Annotated in this window: 18 protein-coding genes; 17 read left to right on the top strand and 1 reads right to left on the bottom strand. The window is 51.0% G+C overall.

The window, feature by feature from the left end:
• Positions 1-126 precede the first annotated feature (126 nt).
• The 17 genes from B5D39_RS16245 to B5D39_RS16160 all read left to right on the top strand — a co-directional run bounded on the left by B5D39_RS16245 (position 127) and on the right by B5D39_RS16160 (position 18,428).
• Positions 127-1,416 carry a double-cubane-cluster-containing anaerobic reductase gene (locus B5D39_RS16245; RefSeq protein WP_078791554.1) on the top strand — a complete coding sequence of 430 codons (1,290 nt, stop codon included), beginning with the start codon at positions 127-129 and terminating at the stop codon, positions 1,414-1,416.
• Between the two features lie 2 nt (positions 1,417-1,418).
• Positions 1,419-2,174 carry an acyl-CoA dehydratase activase gene (locus tag B5D39_RS16240; RefSeq protein WP_078791553.1) on the top strand — a complete coding sequence of 252 codons (756 nt, stop codon included), beginning with the start codon at positions 1,419-1,421 and terminating at the stop codon, positions 2,172-2,174.
• Between the two features lie 87 nt (positions 2,175-2,261).
• Positions 2,262-3,254, top strand: a complete 993-nt coding sequence (locus B5D39_RS16235; protein ID WP_078791552.1) for a biotin synthase BioB — start codon at positions 2,262-2,264, stop codon at positions 3,252-3,254.
• Between the two features lie 164 nt (positions 3,255-3,418).
• A complete protein-coding gene (locus B5D39_RS16230; protein ID WP_244161444.1) occupies positions 3,419-4,375 on the top strand; it encodes a phosphate/phosphite/phosphonate ABC transporter substrate-binding protein in 957 nt (318 codons plus the stop codon).
• Complete coding sequence (locus B5D39_RS16225; RefSeq protein WP_078791551.1) at positions 4,372-6,672, top strand: ATP-binding protein; 2,301 nt, start codon at positions 4,372-4,374, stop codon at positions 6,670-6,672. The genes B5D39_RS16230 and B5D39_RS16225 overlap by 4 nt, the downstream gene beginning before the upstream one ends.
• A gap of 6 nt (positions 6,673-6,678) precedes the next feature.
• Positions 6,679-7,356: a TIGR04283 family arsenosugar biosynthesis glycosyltransferase gene (locus B5D39_RS16220; RefSeq protein WP_078791550.1), complete on the top strand. Its 678-nt coding sequence runs from the start codon at positions 6,679-6,681 to the stop codon at positions 7,354-7,356.
• A gap of 96 nt (positions 7,357-7,452) precedes the next feature.
• Complete coding sequence (locus B5D39_RS16215; protein WP_078791549.1) at positions 7,453-7,884, top strand: hypothetical protein; 432 nt, start codon at positions 7,453-7,455, stop codon at positions 7,882-7,884.
• A gap of 141 nt (positions 7,885-8,025) precedes the next feature.
• Positions 8,026-8,484, top strand: a complete 459-nt coding sequence (locus tag B5D39_RS16210) for a hypothetical protein (protein ID WP_078791548.1) — start codon at positions 8,026-8,028, stop codon at positions 8,482-8,484.
• Between the two features lie 30 nt (positions 8,485-8,514).
• On the top strand, positions 8,515-9,102 hold the full coding sequence (locus B5D39_RS16205) for a hypothetical protein (protein WP_078791547.1): 588 nt from the start codon (positions 8,515-8,517) through the stop codon (positions 9,100-9,102).
• 10 nt (positions 9,103-9,112) lie between these two features.
• Positions 9,113-9,724 carry a TIGR04282 family arsenosugar biosynthesis glycosyltransferase gene (locus tag B5D39_RS16200; protein ID WP_078791546.1) on the top strand — a complete coding sequence of 204 codons (612 nt, stop codon included), beginning with the start codon at positions 9,113-9,115 and terminating at the stop codon, positions 9,722-9,724.
• A 62-nt stretch (positions 9,725-9,786) separates the two neighbouring features.
• Positions 9,787-11,562, top strand: a complete 1,776-nt coding sequence (locus B5D39_RS16195; protein WP_078791545.1) for a M3 family oligoendopeptidase — start codon at positions 9,787-9,789, stop codon at positions 11,560-11,562.
• Between the two features lie 138 nt (positions 11,563-11,700).
• Positions 11,701-13,347: a methyl-accepting chemotaxis protein gene (locus B5D39_RS16190; RefSeq protein WP_078791544.1), complete on the top strand. Its 1,647-nt coding sequence runs from the start codon at positions 11,701-11,703 to the stop codon at positions 13,345-13,347.
• Between the two features lie 147 nt (positions 13,348-13,494).
• Positions 13,495-16,095 carry an ATP-dependent chaperone ClpB gene (clpB, locus tag B5D39_RS16185; protein ID WP_078791543.1) on the top strand — a complete coding sequence of 867 codons (2,601 nt, stop codon included), beginning with the start codon at positions 13,495-13,497 and terminating at the stop codon, positions 16,093-16,095.
• A 147-nt stretch (positions 16,096-16,242) separates the two neighbouring features.
• On the top strand, positions 16,243-17,088 hold the full coding sequence (locus B5D39_RS16180) for a galactose-binding domain-containing protein (RefSeq protein ID WP_078791542.1): 846 nt from the start codon (positions 16,243-16,245) through the stop codon (positions 17,086-17,088).
• Between the two features lie 46 nt (positions 17,089-17,134).
• Complete coding sequence (locus B5D39_RS16175; protein WP_078791541.1) at positions 17,135-17,563, top strand: hypothetical protein; 429 nt, start codon at positions 17,135-17,137, stop codon at positions 17,561-17,563.
• A gap of 300 nt (positions 17,564-17,863) precedes the next feature.
• Entirely contained in the window at positions 17,864-18,061 is a 198-nt protein-coding gene (locus B5D39_RS16165; protein WP_078791539.1) for a hypothetical protein, read from the top strand.
• Positions 18,062-18,176: 115 nt separating this feature from the next.
• Positions 18,177-18,428, top strand: coding sequence for a hypothetical protein (locus tag B5D39_RS16160; protein WP_012470056.1), 252 nt, complete (start codon positions 18,177-18,179; stop codon positions 18,426-18,428).
• A 74-nt stretch (positions 18,429-18,502) separates the two neighbouring features.
• Here the strand turns inward: B5D39_RS16160 and tnpA are convergent.
• The coding region (gene tnpA / locus B5D39_RS16155) for an IS200/IS605 family transposase (RefSeq protein ID WP_139366819.1) at positions 18,503-18,738 on the bottom strand (236 nt) is incomplete at its 5' end.

Raw genomic sequence — 18,738 nt, 5'->3', positions numbered from 1 at the left:
GCAAACTAGGCATGTTATCGTAATTTACAATTACAACAATGAATATTATCGATATTTTGCATTTGACTTCCGCAGCCCTCACTTTTATGTTCCATCTCCATTATTTCAATTGAGGGAGAACCGTACATGAGCGCATTTGAAGTAAAATCCGATCCACAACTATGGGAACGACTGGGCATGGATGTCCCCCGTTTTTCCGGTATGCCGGCCATGTTGACCCAGGCCTATACCAACATCTTCCTCTCCCAGAAGAACCGCCCCGCAAAGATGGCCTATTTTGACGGCATGGTGGAGAACATCCACACCGGGCGTATTCATGAACTGATGGCTGCCAAAGATGCTGGCAAGCCGGTGATCGGCACCTTTTGCGTCTACATCCCTGAAGAGGTTGTGGTGGCTGCGGGTGGTGTCTGTGTCGGGCTGTGCGGTGGTGCTCAGGGTTCCATTGCCGATGCGGAGAAGGTACTGCCCCGTAATATCTGCCCCATGGTCAAATCCGCCTTTGGTTTCAAGGTGGGCAAAATCTGTCCTTACTTCCAGGCTGTGGACTTTGTCTATGGTGAAACCACCTGCGATGCCAAGAAAAAGACCTGGGAACTGCTGGACGAATACGTCCCGACCCATGTGATGGAGATCCCGCAGATGAAGCGGGAAAAGGATAAGGCACTCTGGCTGGATGAGGTTAAAGATTTCAAGGTTGCGGTGGACAAGATCACCGGCACGGAAACCGGCTTTGATGAGCTTTCTCAAGCGATTGTCACCATCAATGCCAAACGCAAGGCACTACAACGGCTGAACAAGCTACGCCACCATAATCCATCCCCCATCAGCGGCAAGGATATGCTGTTGATTGAGCAGATCGCCTTCTATGACGAGCCGAACCGGTTTGTGGAGCAGGTGCATGCCCTGTGTGATGAACTGGATGAACGGATCAAGCAGGGTATTGCCGTTGCTCCAGCCTCCACGCCACGGATCATGGTATCCGGCACCCCGATGGCGCTGCCCAACTGGAAACTGCACAACATCATCGAGACATCCGGTGCAGTGGTGGTCAATGAGGAAAGCTGTATCGGCACCCGCTATTACAAGGATCTGATCGATGAAAGCTCCACCACTCTGGAGCAACAGCTTGAGCGACTGACTGAACGGTACATGAAGATTGACTGTTCCTGCTTCACCCCCAACACCGAGCGGATCGATCAGGTGTTGAAGGAGTATGAGGAATCCGGCGCCCAGGGGATCATCGATTATTGCCTGCAGTTCTGCCACACCTACAACATCGAGGCGGTCAAGCTTCGTAAGGCCTGCGAAGAGCGTGGGATTCCGTTTATGGCAATTGAATCTGATTACTCACCTGATGATGTGGGGCAACTGAAGACCAGGGTTGAGGCATTTATCGAGCAGATCGGGGGCTAGCAGTGAAGGTCGGGATTGATCTTGGTTCACGGACGATCAAGGTAGTGGCGCTCAAACAGGGCGCCATTACTTTTCATAGCGTGGTGGAAAGCAGCTTTGAACCACATCAACAGGCGTTGCGGTATCTTGCAGAGCATACACCAACACGGGCAGTTGCCACCGGCTATGGCCGCCATCTGGTACAGCAGCATGCCGAGGTGGATGTTATCACGGAAATCAAGGCCCATGCCATGGGGGCACGTTACTTCTTTCCGGAATGCCGCACCATTCTTGATGTTGGTGGCCAGGATTCAAAGGTAATTGCCCTGAATGAAGCTGGCAAGGTTCATAACTTTCAGATGAATGACAAATGTGCAGCCGGCACTGGACGCTTTCTGGAGATGATGGCGGTCTCGCTGGGCTATAGTATGGCTGAGTTCAGCGCTGCTGCTGCCGGTGTAGAGCAGGCCACCCCGATCAACAGCATGTGTGCGGTATTTGCTGAATCAGAGGTGGTTTCCCTTAAAAACAGCGGCATGCCTCCGGCAGAGATTGCACGTTCTGTGCATCTGGCAGTTGCCAATCGCCTGGCCACCATGGTACGCAAGGTAGGCTTTGGTGATCATCTGGTCTTTTCAGGTGGTGTTGCCAACAACAAGGTCATGGTTGCACTGCTTGAGCAAGAGCTGGGAGTACCGGTGCTGGTGCCGGACCATCCCTCCATAGTTGGCGCCTTGGGAGCAGCACTGCAGGCAGAACTGCTGCATGCAGCCCTCTAAAAACAAAGAGAAAGGCACATTCGGTTTCATCAACGGGATGAGACTCAGATAGCTACAAATGTACAATTCAACAGATGAGGAGCAACAATGCAGCTTAACGATCTTATCTCAAAGTCACTGAATGATGAACGACTGACCCATGACGAAATTGTGTACCTGCTCTCTTTGCCAACAACCTCTTCAGCTACCTACCAACTACTTGCTGCATCCCGTGAGTTATCCGGTCGGTTATGCGCTGATAAGGCAGAAGTACATGCCCAGTTTGCCGTTAATCTTGCTCCCTGCCCCAAAAACTGCATGTTCTGCTCGTTTGCTGCCAAAAATGGCATATTTAAAGGCAGCACCAAACTATCCCACGATGCTGCCGTTACTGCAGCCCTCACCTTTGAAGAAAACGGCGCCAATGCCATCTACCTGATGGCCACTGCCTCATTTGATCTGACCGAGTTCTGTGAGTACGGACGTGAAGTCAGAAACAGACTTTCATCAGACACCATTCTGATTGCAAACGTCGGTGATCAGAATGCACAAGGAGCACGATTGCTGAAAGATGCCGGTTTTGACGGTGCCTACCATGCCCTGCGCCTCCGAGAAGGGTCTGATAGTGATATTCCACCGGATGATCGTCTTGCATCCATCAGAGCCTTCAAAGAAGCCGGTCTGATTGTCGGCACCTGTGTAGAGCCATTGGGGCCTGAACATTCCAACGAAGAACTGGCTGACCTGATCCTGTTCACTGCCGCTCACCAACCAGCCTTTAGTGGTGCTGCCCGTCGGATCAGCATTCCCGGTACAGCTTTGGCAGAACGCGGCATGATCAGCGAACTGCGTATGGCTCAGATCGTAGCGGTCACCCGCCTGGCCATACCCCATGTTGTTAAAGGCAACTGCACCCATGAACCATGCGGCATCGGTGCCCTGGCCGGGGCCAATCTGTTCTGGGCTGAAACCGGGGCAAATCCCCGCGATATTAAGGAAAAAACCGAGGACGGTCGCGGCCATACCGTGGATACCTGCCGAGCAATTTTCAATGAGGCAGACTGGCAGACACTTGAAGGTCCATCAGCATTTTTCAAATAGATTTTGTGATGTTTTCGGTAGTTGCCAGTTAGAATAACGCCTTGTCTTGTTAGCTCCCCCTCCTGTTAAGAGAGGGGGAGCTAAGCTAAAAACCAGCCCACACCGCTTGACACACAGCTGACCTGAGATATTCTTACAACAGTAACAAACACGGAGCAGACCTCATGACGACATCTGCTATGCCCGATAGCGTTGCACGAGTTCTCCGGCCTCAATCAGTTTTATTTGGGCTTGTCCTGTTTTTTAGTATCCTGCTGCTGGCAGGCTGCAATCGCCAACCTGCTGAAAAACCGCTTAACTACAGTAAAACTCCATCGGTTTCCTCTTTGCCGGTCTACCGCTTTGCTGTCCATCCCCTGCACAACCCGGCTAAACTTGCAGAGGCCTATCAACCGCTGATCGAGTATATAAATGTCCGTATCCCGGAGGCACACTTTGAACTTGAGGCCTCACGGGATTACCAGGCCTATGAAGAAAAATTCCGCAGCGGTGGTCCTGAATTCCTGCTACCCAATCCCTGGCAAACAATTGAGGCAATGAAATCAGGCTATAAGGTCATCGCCATGGCTGGAAACGCCGAAGACTTCAAGGGAATCTTCATTGCCCGCAGGGACAGCAGCATCAAAAAACCAACAGACCTTAAGGGTAAGACGGTCAGCTACCCCTCCCACACAGCGCTGGCAGCCTGCATCATGCCGCAGTTTTTCCTGCACCAGCACGGTATCAACGTCAATCGAGACATAACCAACAATTATGTGGGTTCTCAAGAGTCCTCAATCATGAACGTCTACCTGGGGCAATCTGCCGTTGGTGCCACCTGGCCGGTCCCCTGGCGCTTGTTCCAGAAGGATCATCCCAAAGAAGCTGCACAACTGTACCAGCTCTGGGAGACCCCCCATCTGCTGAACAACTCGGTAATGGTGCGAAATACAGTGCCACCGGCCATTAGTCAAAAGGTCAGAACATTATTGCTTGAGCTGTCACAATCAGCAGAAGGACGCGCAATTCTAAGTAATATGGCCACCGCACAATTCCATGCCGCTGATAACACCAGCTACCAAAAGATACGGGACTATGTGGCTGTCTTTGAAAAACAGGTGCGCCCGGTGGAGAAAAAATGATGTCCGAGCGGCTGGCATGGTTGCTTGCAGGCACACTACGCCGCCGTATGATTGTTGGCATGACCGTTATTATGGCAGTTCTGATGGCGTTGTTTGTGCTGGAGATGACCCGTCGGCAGGAAGCAGCTGTCTTAAAGCAGCATATCTCGCAAGCAACCTCCCTTGTCCAGAGCACCACCGCATCATCATCAGTCTGGGTTGCCTCCCGTGATTACAGCGGGCTGCAGGAAATTGTAAATGGACTTGCCCGCTATCCCGGTCTTGCCCATGCCATAGTACTGGATTCACGTGGTCAGGTACTGGCTCACAATGAGCAAGACCGGATCGGCCTTTATCTGACCGATCTACCCAAAGATTCAGACTTCCAGATCCTGCAGAAAAGCCATCATATGGTGGATGTTATCAACCCGATCCTGCTCGGTGAAAAAACAATTGGCTGGGTGCGGATAGGATTAAGCGGCAAAACACTTGAAGCTGATATTGCAAAGATTCGCCAAAATGGCTTGTACCTTGCCCTGGTTGCAATCCTGCTGGTTTCCCTGTTTGCCACGGTTACCGCCAGGTATCTGACCCGGCGGCTTGATCTGATTCAGGAGGTGGTTGATCAGGTTGAGACAGGCAACGCAGATGTGCGCGTGCAGCTTACCGGCAGTGACGAGGCAAGCAGGCTTGGTTGCGCGGTAAATGCCATGCTTGATACCCTGGAACAACGCGCTGAATCGCTGCACCAGAGTGAGCAGCGATTCCGGTCAATGATAGAGAATGCCGGAGATGGCATCTATATCCATGACCGTAACGGCAGGATACTCAGTGTTAATCAGGTTGGTTGTCATCAAACAGGCTACAGCCTTGATGAACTGGTCACAGCATCAGTGACCCTGTTTGACAGACATCTTGACCAACAGCTGTTGCAAGAGACCTGGAATCTGGCAAAGTCTGATCCCGCCAGATTTCCCATGACTCTGGAAACTCTTCATGTTCGCAAGGATGGCAGCAGCTATCCGGCAGAGGTGCGTCTCAGCCTGCTCCCCAGTGGCAATGATTTTCTGTTTGTAGGCATGGTGCGGGATATCACCGAACGCAAGCGTGCGGAGGAAGAGCTGCTGTGTGCCAAGACAGCAGCTGAAGTTGCCAACATCACCAAGAGCGAATTTCTGGCAAATATGAGCCACGAAATCCGCACCCCAATGAACGGGGTGATCGGAAATGCCCAGCTGCTGCGATTTACCGACCTGACTGAAGAGCAGTCCCGTTACCTTGAATATATCGAAGCCGATGCCAAGCATCTGGTTTCAGTGATCAATGACCTGCTTGATATCTCCAAGATTGAGGCAGGCAAGATGGAGCTTGAGCAGACCCCGTTCAGCCTGCGCGACTGCATCACTAACCTGTTGAAACCGATGACTACCAGTGTCAGGGCTAAAGGTCTTGTCCTGAAGAGCGAGATTGACAACGCGGTCCCGGATAGCTTGACAGGAGATCCGTTACGGCTTAGACAGATCCTTCGCAACCTGGTTGGCAATGCCATCAAATTCACTGATCAGGGTTCTATCAGACTGCGGGTTGAGCTGCTTGAACGTTCTGAAAACAAGGCAGTATTCCATTTCAGTGTGATTGACACCGGCATCGGCATCCCCTCTGAAGCACTAGAAAGGCTGTTTACCCCCTTTACCCAGGCAGATAGTTCAGTGACACGCAAGTTTGGAGGAACCGGTCTGGGGCTGTCAATCTGTAACCGGCTGGCCGGGCTCATGGGGGGAAGTATTTCCGTTGAAAGCAGTGAAGGCACAGGAAGCAGTTTTCATGTTACCCTACCATTTCAGATCAGCCAGTCCGAAACCTTCTCGCAGGGGGAACAACTTCAAACCAATACCTCCCCGGAATGGCTGGGAGCACCGCTTACCATCCTGCTGGTGGACGACAGCCAGACCAGCAGGATAATGGCGTCAAGCCTGCTGCGCCATTTTGGCCACAGGGTGCAGACCGCTGAAAATGGAGCAGAGGCATTGGAACAATGGCGTAAAGGCCCGTTTGACATCATCCTGATGGATATTCAGATGCCGGTGATGGATGGTGTTGAGGCCACACAGATCATTCGCGAAGAAGAGCGGGCAACCAGACGTCATACCGCCATCATTGCCCTGACCGCCCATGCCCTGGTTGAGCAGCGTAACCATCTGCTCTCTTCCGGGTTTGATGGCTATGTCTCAAAACCATTGGATATTGCTGCCCTGCATACTGAAATGAGGCGGGTTGTGGAACAGAATACGATAGTGATGCAAGCGAGAAACAAATAACTTCGTATGGAAATTTCCGTTGTCATTCCGGTACTGAACGAACAGCAGCAGATCAACACGCTGATCAGCCATCTATGGTCCATGAACGCTGCTATTGAGATTATTGTGGTGGATGGTGATCCTGATGGCTCAACCATTACCGTGATTACTGATCCTGCGGTTATCTGCCTGACAGCCAGGCAAGGACGTGGCAATCAGCTTGCCACCGGGTGTCAGTCTGCCACCAGTGAGATCATCCTGATGCTGCATGCCGATACCCTTCTGCCTGCTGATGCCTTTGATTCCATTCAGACTTCAATCGCCCAGGGGGCTGCTTGGGGTGCCTTCCGCCTTGGTATTGACGCCCCTTCCCTTTCCTACCGGATCATTGAGCGTGCCGTTGATCTCCGCTGCAAACTGTTTACGCTTCCCTATGGTGATCAGGCCATCTTTGCCACCAACATAGCCCTGCAGAAGATCGGTGGTGTACCAACCATTCCACTGATGGAAGATGTTGAGCTTGCCCGCAAACTCCGCAAGGCAGGCTATACTTTCACCCTGTTGCCAGACCGGGTCAGCACCTCTGCCAGACGTTGGCAGAAGGATGGCATCATTAGGCGTACCCTCCATAATTGGTCATTACTACTGCGTTATCTGCGTGGCAGCAGTCCTGAAAAGCTGGAAAAATTATACCGCCTTAATTGACAGCGGCCTGTTTTATGCTACATAACGGGAAGGCAATATAGATTTATATGCATACTCGAAGGAATCAACGTGAGACGAGTGGTATCCATATCCTGCATGCTGTTGTTCACCGTCGTTTCCGCATTTTCTGCAGGGCCAGACAAAGCAGGCTTTGAACATTGGTGCATGACCGTTAACCTGCCCGGTTACACCTATGGCGGTGTGAAGGAAAGTGATCCCGGCATCTATACGTCTGCATGGATAAACACACAGCAAGTAATAGTTGGCCTGCAGTTACACCCACTCTCCAGTTACCCCGACTTTATGCAGGCCGTAAAATTCAAGATGCCGGTTTCATTCACCTACAATGGATTACCTGCTGTCTACACCGATGCTTTACAGGTTGGCCAGGCAGCCATCAAATTTGAGAAATCAGATATGGTGCTTATGATTACGCAGATAGACCAGTCTGGCCAGACAAAACCAAGAACAAAGGAAGAGCTGTCTGCACTACTTGATCAGATGAAACCTGAACAAATACTACAATAACAAGGAGAAAAGACCATGAACCGCTTGTTTTGTCTGCACCTGCCTGGGGTTGTTGTTCGCTATGAACAGCTTACCAGCCCTGGCCGGTAATGCTATGCTACATATAGTAAACACTACATATGAATATTCGGAGGAACCTGCATGAAACGAGTAGCACTTTTTACCTGCATGATGTTGCTGTTCAGCGTTATTGCCTTTGCCGCAGGACCCGACAAGTCTGCATTTGACAAGTGGGCCAAGGCGGTCAAACTTTCCGGATACAGCTATGGCGGCGTTGACCAGACTGACCCCGGCGTCTATATGGCCGGCTGGATGAGCTCAAAAGGTGATGTGCTGGGCGTACATCTGCATCCTGCTACCAGCTTCAAGAGTTTTCAGCAGGTGGTTAACAAGAAGAAGCCGGAGTCATTCACCTACAAGGGGATGCCTGCTGTCTACAGTGACGGAACAGGCTTTGGCTCAATTGCCATCAAATATGAGAAATCAGGCAAAGTGATTTCCATCAGTCAGATGGGACAAGCAGCCCAGGCCAAGGGATTATCAAAGGCTGAACTGACCAAACTACTGGATGTTATGAAGCCGGAACTGTTTCTAAAATAAACGGATATACACAACAAAGGAGAATGACCGATGCCCAGTATCCACCGCACCATTTTAACCGCAGTTATCACCGTAGGGCTTGCAGCCCCTGCCTTTGCCGGTTCCGTTGACAAGGTAATTATCACCATTGACAAGACCGTTGAACATGAGACTGACAGCCCAAGGCCCTCTAAACGGCCCGGCAAAGCTATCCAGGCCCCCAGTGGTGATATGGATAGCCATTTTATCAGATCAGATGAATACTTTACTTCGCTGAAGCCGCTGAAAGGCGGAGCCAGTGCAGATGTTCAGATTGCAAAGATGGTAACCCCTGCTTCCGATGCATCCAAAGGAGAGGCCCAGTTCATGGACAGTTATAAAGGTTCTGAGTTCTGGACCCGAAATTTCTGGAAGACCCGGCCAGCCACACCAGAAGATCTGAAGATTGGCACCGCTGTTATTTACTGGGGACGTTACGCCAAAAATCATGTCTATTTTGCACCGAGAAACGAGAAGGAAGCCCGCAACGTATCCTGGAGACTGGCCAAGATTACTGATACCAGCGACCTGTTTAAGGGTGAAGTCACGGTTGCCGGCAATAAAAGAGTAGCTGTTGACTCCATCAGAGTCATGGAATAGCACTCACCGTATGATTGCCCTGTTTGTTAAAGCGCCCATCCCTGGCCGGGTTAAGACCCGCCTGGCCAGGGATATCGGTGATCAGGCAGCCTGCAGTATCTATCGCACTCTGGTGGATCAGGTATTGCAGCAGATTCAAGCCAGCGGGCGACCGCTGGCTTTGTTTTTTGATGGAGACGAGGCTCAGGTGCCTGACAGCTGGAAACAGTATGCCCGGTTCTGTATCCAACAGCAGGGGGCTGACCTTGGTAAGCGGATGGCTGCCGCCTTGAGCAAGCTGTTTTCTGACGGTGTGCAGCAGGCGGTAGTAATCGGCAGCGATATACCCGGAATCGACGCTGCTTACCTCCTTCAATCCTTTGATCTTCTTAAGAAACATCCCCTGGTGCTTGGTCCAACCCTTGATGGAGGCTACTGTCTGATCGGCTTCAATCAAAGCCATTTTACAGAATCCGTCTTTCAGAACATCCCCTGGAGCAGTGACCGGGTGCTTGAACTGACCCTGCATGCTGCAGCTCAGGCTGGGCTGACGGTTGGCCTGCTACCGGCTCTGCGAGACATTGATACGGTTGAAGATCTGCGATATTTTGATCCAGCAGTAATCAGATTGACTGATGGTTGACAAAACAGGCTAAAGCCTGAATGATGGCTACCTCTAAGAAAACCACCAAGGAGCCATCATACATGCCACACACCAACCTTACCTGGAACACCGCCCTGCTCTACCCTGCCCCGGATTCAGCTGAACTTGAGGCTGATCTTGCTTCATTTGACCAGCTGGCCAACGATTTCCGCGAGAAGTATTTTGAGAAGATTGCCAGCTTGGATGCAGCTTCCATACTGGCCAGTCTTCAAGAGTATGAGGCGATGCAGACCCGCATGGCCAAGCCGTTCTGCTATAGCCACCTGTTGTTTGCCTCTGACTCAGGCAATGAAATCCACCGCGCCCTGTCACAGCGCTGCTCAGAGCTGGGTAGCCGTTTATCACAGCAACTGCTATTCTTTGATCTTGAACTGATGAACCTGCCGGATGACCTGTTCAACCAGGTATGTGCCCTGCCTGATGCCGCTGAATATATCCATTTTCTGCAGGGAATCCGCAAATTTAAACCCTATACCCTGCAGGAGAATGAAGAACGTCTGCTGACCCGCAAAGACCTGACCGGCAGCTCTGCCTTTACCAAACTGTTTGATGAACTGTCTGCCTCCCTGAAATACCAGATGGAGTTTGAGGGGGAGTTGAAAGAGTTTACCGGCGAAGAGCTGCTCTCTCTGCTGCACCACCCGTCACCAGAGGTCCGTTTCAACGCCCAGACCTGCTTTCTGGACAAGCATGCTGAATCAGGTAATGCCCTGGTCTTTGGCACGGTCTTCAACAACATGGCTCTGGATCATGGACAGGAAATGGAGCTGCGGGGTTACCAGTCTGCAATCCAGCCCACCAACATCGGCAATGAGCTGACTGATGAGGCGGTTGAGCATCTGATGCAGACCACCGAGGCCAATTATAAGCTTGCTCAGGACTATTTTCGCCTGAAGGCAAAGATGCTGGGCATGGACAAGATCCGCAACTGCGATGTCTATGCACCGGTGGCAGAAGTACAAAAGCAGTACGACTTTGATGAAGCCCGCGACCTGACCGTGGCTGCCTACCGCAACTACGATCCGCAGTTTGGTGACATTATCCAGGCCTTCTTTGATGAACGCCGGGTAGATGTCCTGCCACGCCAGGGAAAATCCGGCGGCGCCTTTGCCATGGGGATCTCGCCGGTTGATCCGCCCTTTCTGCTCTTGAACTTCACCAACAACCTGCGGGATATTGCCACCATTGCCCATGAGGCTGGCCATGGCCTGCATTTTGTGCTGTCACAGAAGCAGAACAGCCTCAACTACCATGCGCCACTGCCGCTGGCTGAAACCGCCTCGGTGTTTGGTGAGATGCTGCTGACCCGCATGCTGCTGGATAACGAAAAGGATGTTGAAGTCCGTAAATCCCTGCTCTGCGCCAAGATCGAGGATATCATCGCCACCACCTTCCGCCAGACCGTGCTGACCCGCTTTGAGATGCGACTGCATCAGGAGCGACAGCAGGGACTGCTCTCAAATGATCGGATCTGCGCCATCTGGTTGGAGGAAAACAGCAGGCTGTTTGGCGATGCCGTAGAGATGATTCCGGCCTACCAATGGGGCTGGTCCTATATCAGCCACTTTATCCATAGCCGTTTCTACTGCTACTCCTATACCTTTGCCGAACTGATGGTGCTGGCTCTGTACCAGCAGTACCGTGAAACCGGTGACGCCTTTAAGCCCGGCTATCGCGCCCTGCTGGAGTCCGGCGGCGCACTGTCACCGGCAGACACGGCCAAACTGGCTGGAATCGATATTGAGTCTGCAGGGTTCTGGCAGAAGGGGTATGACTTCCTGGGAGGGCTGATAGAGGAACTAAAGTCTCTTCAATAGTCCAACCGTGGTTTCCACTCTCTAAGAGCCCTATGTCCGCGACTTAGGGCTCTTAATTTTTAGCAAAACGGCTTGACTATGCTATTTTCTGGGGTATTTAGACTTTAATGAATATTTTCCACAAAGGGGTGAAAAGTTATGAACTTCAGCATAAAGACAAAGATTATGATTATCATGTTAATAGGCTGCCTGAGCGTTGTAGCAGCAGGATTACTTGGGCTTATGGGCATGAAACGCAGTAACAACGAAATTGAAAGCATCTACAAGGAAAATCTGACCAACATCATACAAATTAGTGCCATTATGGAACTGATGCAGGTCAACCGGGCACAATTACTGTTATCACTGCAACATGACCCTAAAAATCCTGAAATTGTAAAACTACATGACCACCCACTTACCTTTCATACCGACCAAGTACCTAAGAACATAGAACAAATAACCACCTTATGGAAAGAATATACAAGTGGTAATCTCTCTGCTGAAGAAAAAAAACTGGCAGATGAATTTGCCGAAAAACGGGGACGTTTTGTCAAAGAGGGCTTAGAACCGGTACGAGAAGCTATTCTGGCCGGTAACTACCATGAGGCAACACGCCTGACTGTTGAAAAAGTTAACCCACTATTTAAAGAGGCCAAAGAGCCAGCCCAGAAATTGTACGAACATGAAAAAAAGCAAGCAAAGTTAGGGCATGAATCTGCAGTAAAGCAATACCAGATCATCCTGACGGTTGTAATTATTACCATCCTTGTCTCTGTTGCCCTTTCGCTAATACTTGGCACCCTGATTATTCGCTCAATCTCTAACGCCACTACAGCACTTATGAACGCCAGTACAGCTATGGCTGAGGGAGACCTGACCCAACGGACAGGTCTTGACACACAGGATGAACTGGGGGTAATTGGAAAATCTTTTGACGCAATGGCAATTTCTTTTGCTCAAACAATTCAAAGGGTTGCTGCCACTTCGACCCAGGTAGCTTCTGCAGCCAACCAGCTGCAATCAACCGCCATCAGAATTGCCACCGGTGCAGAGGAGGTGGCAGCCCAATCCGGCACAGTGGCAGTTGCCAGTGAAGAAATGTCAGCCACCAGTGGCAGCATTTCAGACAGTTGCCATCATGCAGCTGATAATGCTTCTCAAGCCAGTCAGGCTGCAGTAACCGGTTCAAGCGTGGTCTCTTCCACCATTTGCGGTATGGAACAGATTGCCAGTCGGGTACGCAGTTCTGCTGCAACCGTTTCCTCACTGGGAGCTCGCTCCGATCAGATTGGTGCCATTGTGGCTACCATTGAAGATATTGCAGACCAAACTAACCTGCTGGCCCTGAATGCTGCTATTGAGGCGGCCCGTGCTGGTGAGCAGGGTCGTGGTTTTGCGGTGGTTGCCGATGAAGTCCGTGCCTTGGCAGAGCGGACCACTCGCGCTACCCGTGAAATTGGCGAAATGATCAAGGCGATTCAAAATGAAACCAGAGCAGCTGTAGGAGAAATGGAACTGGGAGTTAAAGAGGTGCAGCAAGGAACTGAGGATGCAGCTAAATCTGGTGAGGCGTTGCAAGAAATACTCTCTACAATCAATGAAGTGGCAATGCAGGTTAACCAGATTGCCACAGCAGCAGAAGAACAGACTGCTACCACTAACGAGATAACCAATAATATCCACCAGATCAGCGAAGTGGTACAGGATACTGCCAGTGGCGCCCATGAATCAGCCTCTGCAGCCAGCCAGCTGACCGGCAATGCAGAAGAACTACAGAGACTGGTACGCCAGTTCAAGTTATAGGCAGATCCTTACTCTAGGCTTTAGCTATCCTATCAGCCCTCTCCTGCAACCGGAGGGGGCTTTTTTATGTCATCTCCTTGACTTACCCCCAAACCGTGTTTACCTCTTAGACAGATGCTGCATGCATGTATGAAAGGAAACGCAATCATGGATATCAATCGTCTTACCCAAAAATCCCAGGAAGCCTTAGGGGCAGCTCAAGCCAAAGCCACCTCATACGGTCATGTGGAGGTGGATGGCGAACACCTGCTCTGGGCCCTGCTTGATCAGGAAAACGGCCTGGTGCCCCGCATTCTTGCAAAAATGGATCTGGATGTGCCAAGTCTGATCAAGGCCACTGAAGTTGAACTTGACCGCAGGGCACGGGTCTCAGGTCCAGGTGCAGAACCGGGCAAGATCCATGTATCGCAACGTTTTTCCCGTTTGCTGGTGGCTGCCGAGGCTGAAGCCAAACGGTTGAAGGATGACTATATCTCGGTTGAGCACCTGCTGATGGCGCTGATGGCTGAGGGTGAAGGCAGCGGCGCCGGTAAACTGCTCAAGCAGTACAATGTCACACAGGAACGGCTGTTGGCAGCCCTGACTGAGGTGCGGGGCAACCAGCGGGTAACCTCGGCCAACCCGGAAGAGACCTATGAGGCGCTGGAAAAGTATGGTCGCGATCTTGTCAAGATGGCTCGCACCGACAAGCTGGACCCGGTCATCGGTCGTGATGAGGAGATCCGTCGGGTGATCCGCATCCTGTCCCGCAAGACCAAGAACAACCCGGTTCTGATCGGCGAGCCAGGTGTGGGTAAGACCGCTGTGGTGGAAGGGCTGGCACAGCGGATTGTAAAAGGTGATGTGCCGGAAGGCCTGAAGGACAAGACCATCTTTGCCCTGGATATGGGCTCCCTGATTGCCGGAGCCAAGTATCGCGGTGAATTTGAAGAACGGCTCAAGGCGGTCTTAAATGAGATTAAGCAGGCCGAGGGCAGGATCATCCTGTTTATTGATGAGCTGCACACCATTGTGGGGGCTGGCAAGGCGGAAGGCTCCATGGATGCAGGCAACATGCTGAAGCCGATGCTGGCCAGGGGAGAACTGCACTGTATCGGTGCCACCACCTTGGATGAGTACCGTCAGAACATAGAAAAAGACCCTGCCCTTGAACGCCGCTTTCAACCGGTGCTGGTGGATCAGCCTACGGTGGAGGACACCGTATCGATCCTGCGTGGCCTGAAGGAACGTTTTGAGGTTCACCATGGGGTCAAGATCCAGGACAACGCCCTGGTGGCTGCCTCCACCCTCTCCCACCGCTACATTACTGAGCGATTCCTGCCGGATAAAGCCATCGACCTGGTGGATGAGGCCTGCGCCATGCTGCGCACCGAGATCGACTCCTTGCCGTCTGAGCTGGACAGCATCTCCCGACGGGTGGTGCAGCTAGAGATTGAAGAACAGGCACTGAAGCATGAAAAGGATCAGGCCAGTCGTGAACGTCTGGAGGCGCTACGCAAAGAACTGGTTGATGAGCGGGGAAAAGCTGATTCCATGCGAGCCCAGTATGATACGGAAAAGGTAGCGATTCAGCGGGTACAGGGTTTAAGGGAACAGATTGAAAAGACCCGCCGTGAGATTGAGCAGGCTGAACGCTCTTACAACCTGGAACAGGCCTCAAAACTAAAGTATTCCGAACTACCCGGCCTGGAAACCGCCTTAAAAAATGAAGAGACGGCCCTGAACGCCAAGCAGGGTGGTCAGAAGCTGCTGCGTGAAGAGGTGACCGAAGACGAGATCGCCGAGATCGTGGCCCACTGGACCGGCATTCCTATCACACGGCTGGTGGAAACAGAACGGGACAAGCTGTTGAAGCTGGACGAGATCCTGCACCAGCGGGTAATTGGTCAGGATGAGGCAGTACAACTGGTATGCGATGCTGTACTGCGGGCACGCTCTGGCATCAAAGATCCCAAGCGCCCGATCGGCTCATTCATCTTCCTTGGCCCCACCGGGGTTGGTAAGACTGAACTGGCCCGCACCCTGGCTGAATCACTGTTCGATTCAGAAGAAAACATGGTGCGGATTGATATGTCTGAGTATATGGAGAAGTTTGCCGTATCCAGGCTGATTGGTGCCCCTCCCGGTTATGTTGGGTATGAGGAAGGTGGTCAGCTGACCGAGGCAGTCAGACGCAAGCCCTATTGCGTACTACTGTTTGATGAGATCGAGAAGGCCCATCCAGACGTCTTCAACATCCTGCTGCAGATCCTGGATGACGGACGGGTCACCGACAGTCATGGACGGACGGTAAGTTTCAAGAACACCGTAATTATCATGACTTCTAATATAGGTGCGCCACATCTGCTTGAAGGAATAACCCCGGATGGTGATATTCGCGAGTCAGCAAGAATCGCGGTCATGAATGAACTGAAGCATGCCTTCAGACCTGAATTCCTGAACCGGGTGGATGATATCGTACTGTTCAAGCCACTGCATCTGGATGAGGTAACCCGGATTGCCAAGCTACTGGCTCAGCAACTGATTGAACGACTGAAGGAGCGCCGGATTACTCTTGAGATCAGCGACGAAGCCCTGAAACAGATCGCCCGGGCCGGTTATGATCCGATCTACGGCGCCCGCCCCTTAAAACGCTACCTGCAGCGAGAACTGGAGACCAAAGTGGCCAGGGCCATTATTGCAGGTCAGGTTGCAGATGGTGGAACGATCAGGGTTAGTTTGGAAGAAGGAAAGCTGGTAGTAAGATAATATTAAACACAGATTTGTCGGGGGTTTAAACGCCCTGTTTCATGAAAGATGAAGCAGGGCGTTTTTTATTTACCTAGCACCACTTGTAAGTTTTTCAAGTGGTGCTATGAGTCTAGTAACGTTTGATAGCCAGAAAAGGAGGCTGCCATGAAACAGAAAACAGGTATAATTTTATTCATTCTTTTGTCACTTTTGATGATGAGTAGCTACGCATTGGGAGAGCAATGGAGGATCAGCTTCAATGGGTATCCAGGCACTATGGAGCTTAACGGTAACCATACCAATTACACCGGTCGCTTCAATTTGCATGGCAATTGGGAACAAATGCTTGATTTAAGGGTCTACCGAAACGCTATTTTTTTTCGCCGGGCTGCAGCAGACCAGAAGTATTTAGGGGTTGTGGAAGGCAACAGGATGCAGGGCATTTTCAGCCAGGGCGGCGCTGGAAGTTATCCCTGGACTGCAGAACTGCTTGAGACAACCGGTGCAGACCCCTTTACCTCAGATCACGGTTATCAACCTGCACGGCCACACCACAAATCAGCGCACAACCTTGCCCTGGGTAAGCCGGTCCGTCAATCCAGTACCGGTTACGGCGGTAATCCCGAGCATGCAGTAGATGGCAATACAGACGGTAACTATTCTGCAAATAGTGTGACCCATACCAATAATGCGCCTAATGAGTGGTGGGAGATTGATCTGGGGAGCCAAAAACAGATTCAGCACATTAAAATCTGGAACAGAACTGATTGTTGCGGCGAGCGACTATCAAATTTTTATGTCCTGGTCTCACCCCATCGGTTTTCTAGCAACAGCCTACAAGAAACCCTGAATAATCCATCTGTCTGGCAGTCACATCATCCTGGTGTAGCCGGTAGAGAAACAACTATTCCTGTTTCAGGTACTGGACGATATGTAAGAATTCAACTGGCTGGTCAAAATTGGCTCTCATTGGCTGAAGTAGAGATTATTGGAGCAGATTCAATACGATAGTACGAATAGTAAGCCTGACATCAGCATCCTGATTAAAGGAGACACCATGTCGCAGTTATTGCGCTACCTTTCAATGGGACTTGTCCTGTTTACGACCATAGCCTCTGTACATGCTGAAAGCCTGATACCCTCTGAAGTAGAGAGCTACCTTACCCAGCACAATCTGAAGTTGACGACAAAGGCTGAGGATGCACAAAAAGCCGGATACATCCTGGTAATGGGTACCGGAAAAGGCCCCCGACATGCGGCGAAACGTGCTGCAACAGTAGCTGCCCAACGTGAAATTGCTGCCCTGTTGGCAGAACTGCCTGCCAGACACACCACGGCGACGAAACAGGTGCTAAAAACACCCACCCATACAAAAACAACGGTATCAGGCAAAGTCAAGCAGGCCAGTCCGGTTTTCAGCTTTTACCAGGCAGAACAGGAGACCAGCTACCTACTCATGCGTAAACCGTTAACGAATCAGCGTTAAGCCAGCAGATAAAGAGATACACCAATCAAACAGGGGAGTCATATGATTCCTCTGTTTGCATTTATGCAATATTGCAGGCAGACCACTCTTTGTTTGCATTTATGCAAACAACCATCCCGCCAACAATCTCACTATTTACAAACAATATCAGGACTTTATACATATCAGCAGATACTTTCATTTTTTCAACAACCAGACACACCTGATTTATCATATCGGTTTTATTATGTTTTTTAAAATAGGCATACTGTTTGCTAACCACTTACTTCATTCGCACTAACATGCAACCAGGATTACAGGATGACGAACCAACCAATCTGCCCATTCTATGGAAAAAATGATGATTTCTGTGATGTCGGGTGCGGCTACATCTCACCCCACGACGTCAACATGATCATCCGCTACTGCAGCAAACGCTACTGCGAATGCGCAAAATACCAGGAACTGGCAGACCGGTATCCCCAACAAGAGGAAATGTTACTCGTCGCTGCAGCCTGAAAGGAATTCCCCATGCTCTACATGTTATCGAGCAAGACAGACCCGGCAACGCTTTTGATAGTTCTTACAGTTACCATACTGTTTACAGTCATCACCTTTACAAAGGAGAAGAGACATGACCCAAAGAGAGCTTGAATTGATGCAGCGGATCGAGGAACTGGAACGCCACACCTGGCGTAACAGCTCAATCCTGCGGGCAGTTGCCATGGTTTCCTTCACCGCCATGGTAGGAATCATCGTTGCAGCTGGCGTTATTGGTGGTGGACATGGCAGTCACTGGTCCGGTCCAGCCTGGAACACCATGTGGCTGTATGGCCTGTTTGCCGCCAATGCGGTCTCAATGTTCTGGACCACTCACAAGGATTAGGAGGAGATCTGTCATGCCGATGAAGTCATGACCACCGGCAGAGCCGGTGGCTTGAGGAAAGCCCCTAAAAGGGGCTAAGGGTTTTGGGTGAAGTCCAACTCCTCTTGTTTGTCCAGATGTTCTTGATCTCTTACATACGCCCGGATCATTTCTTCATCCAGGCCGATAGTGCTGGCACAGTAACCACGTGACCAAAAGTGCCGACCGATAAAACCTTTCTTGACCCCTTCGGCCTTACGGTGAATATGAATTGCCGACTTGCCTTTCAAATACCCTATCACCATCGAAACACTGTACTTCGGTGGAATAC

Source organism: Trichlorobacter thiogenes, from assembly GCF_900167465.1.
GTDB lineage: Bacteria > Desulfobacterota > Desulfuromonadia > Geobacterales > Pseudopelobacteraceae > Trichlorobacter > Trichlorobacter thiogenes.
Note: the sequence above shows the minus strand (reverse complement) of the source record. Positions and strands in the feature narration are given on the sequence as shown.

What these genes read in the sequence shown, in the direction of transcription:
- B5D39_RS16245 (WP_078791554.1), top strand. Translation starts at nt 127, where the DNA reads ATGAGCGCATTTGAAGTAAAATCCGATCCACAACTATGGGAACGACTG.
- B5D39_RS16235 (WP_078791552.1), top strand. Translation starts at nt 2,262, where the DNA reads ATGCAGCTTAACGATCTTATCTCAAAGTCACTGAATGATGAACGACTG.
- B5D39_RS16230 (WP_244161444.1), top strand. Translation starts at nt 3,419, where the DNA reads ATGACGACATCTGCTATGCCCGATAGCGTTGCACGAGTTCTCCGGCCT.
- B5D39_RS16225 (WP_078791551.1), top strand. Translation starts at nt 4,372, where the DNA reads ATGATGTCCGAGCGGCTGGCATGGTTGCTTGCAGGCACACTACGCCGC.
- B5D39_RS16220 (WP_078791550.1), top strand. Translation starts at nt 6,679, where the DNA reads ATGGAAATTTCCGTTGTCATTCCGGTACTGAACGAACAGCAGCAGATC.
- B5D39_RS16215 (WP_078791549.1), top strand. Translation starts at nt 7,453, where the DNA reads ATGCTGTTGTTCACCGTCGTTTCCGCATTTTCTGCAGGGCCAGACAAA.
- B5D39_RS16210 (WP_078791548.1), top strand. Translation starts at nt 8,026, where the DNA reads ATGAAACGAGTAGCACTTTTTACCTGCATGATGTTGCTGTTCAGCGTT.
- B5D39_RS16205 (WP_078791547.1), top strand. Translation starts at nt 8,515, where the DNA reads ATGCCCAGTATCCACCGCACCATTTTAACCGCAGTTATCACCGTAGGG.
- B5D39_RS16200 (WP_078791546.1), top strand. Translation starts at nt 9,113, where the DNA reads ATGATTGCCCTGTTTGTTAAAGCGCCCATCCCTGGCCGGGTTAAGACC.
- B5D39_RS16195 (WP_078791545.1), top strand. Translation starts at nt 9,787, where the DNA reads ATGCCACACACCAACCTTACCTGGAACACCGCCCTGCTCTACCCTGCC.
- B5D39_RS16190 (WP_078791544.1), top strand. Translation starts at nt 11,701, where the DNA reads ATGAACTTCAGCATAAAGACAAAGATTATGATTATCATGTTAATAGGC.
- clpB (WP_078791543.1), top strand. Translation starts at nt 13,495, where the DNA reads ATGGATATCAATCGTCTTACCCAAAAATCCCAGGAAGCCTTAGGGGCA.
- B5D39_RS16180 (WP_078791542.1), top strand. Translation starts at nt 16,243, where the DNA reads ATGAAACAGAAAACAGGTATAATTTTATTCATTCTTTTGTCACTTTTG.
- B5D39_RS16175 (WP_078791541.1), top strand. Translation starts at nt 17,135, where the DNA reads ATGTCGCAGTTATTGCGCTACCTTTCAATGGGACTTGTCCTGTTTACG.
- B5D39_RS16165 (WP_078791539.1), top strand. Translation starts at nt 17,864, where the DNA reads ATGACGAACCAACCAATCTGCCCATTCTATGGAAAAAATGATGATTTC.
- B5D39_RS16160 (WP_012470056.1), top strand. Translation starts at nt 18,177, where the DNA reads ATGACCCAAAGAGAGCTTGAATTGATGCAGCGGATCGAGGAACTGGAA.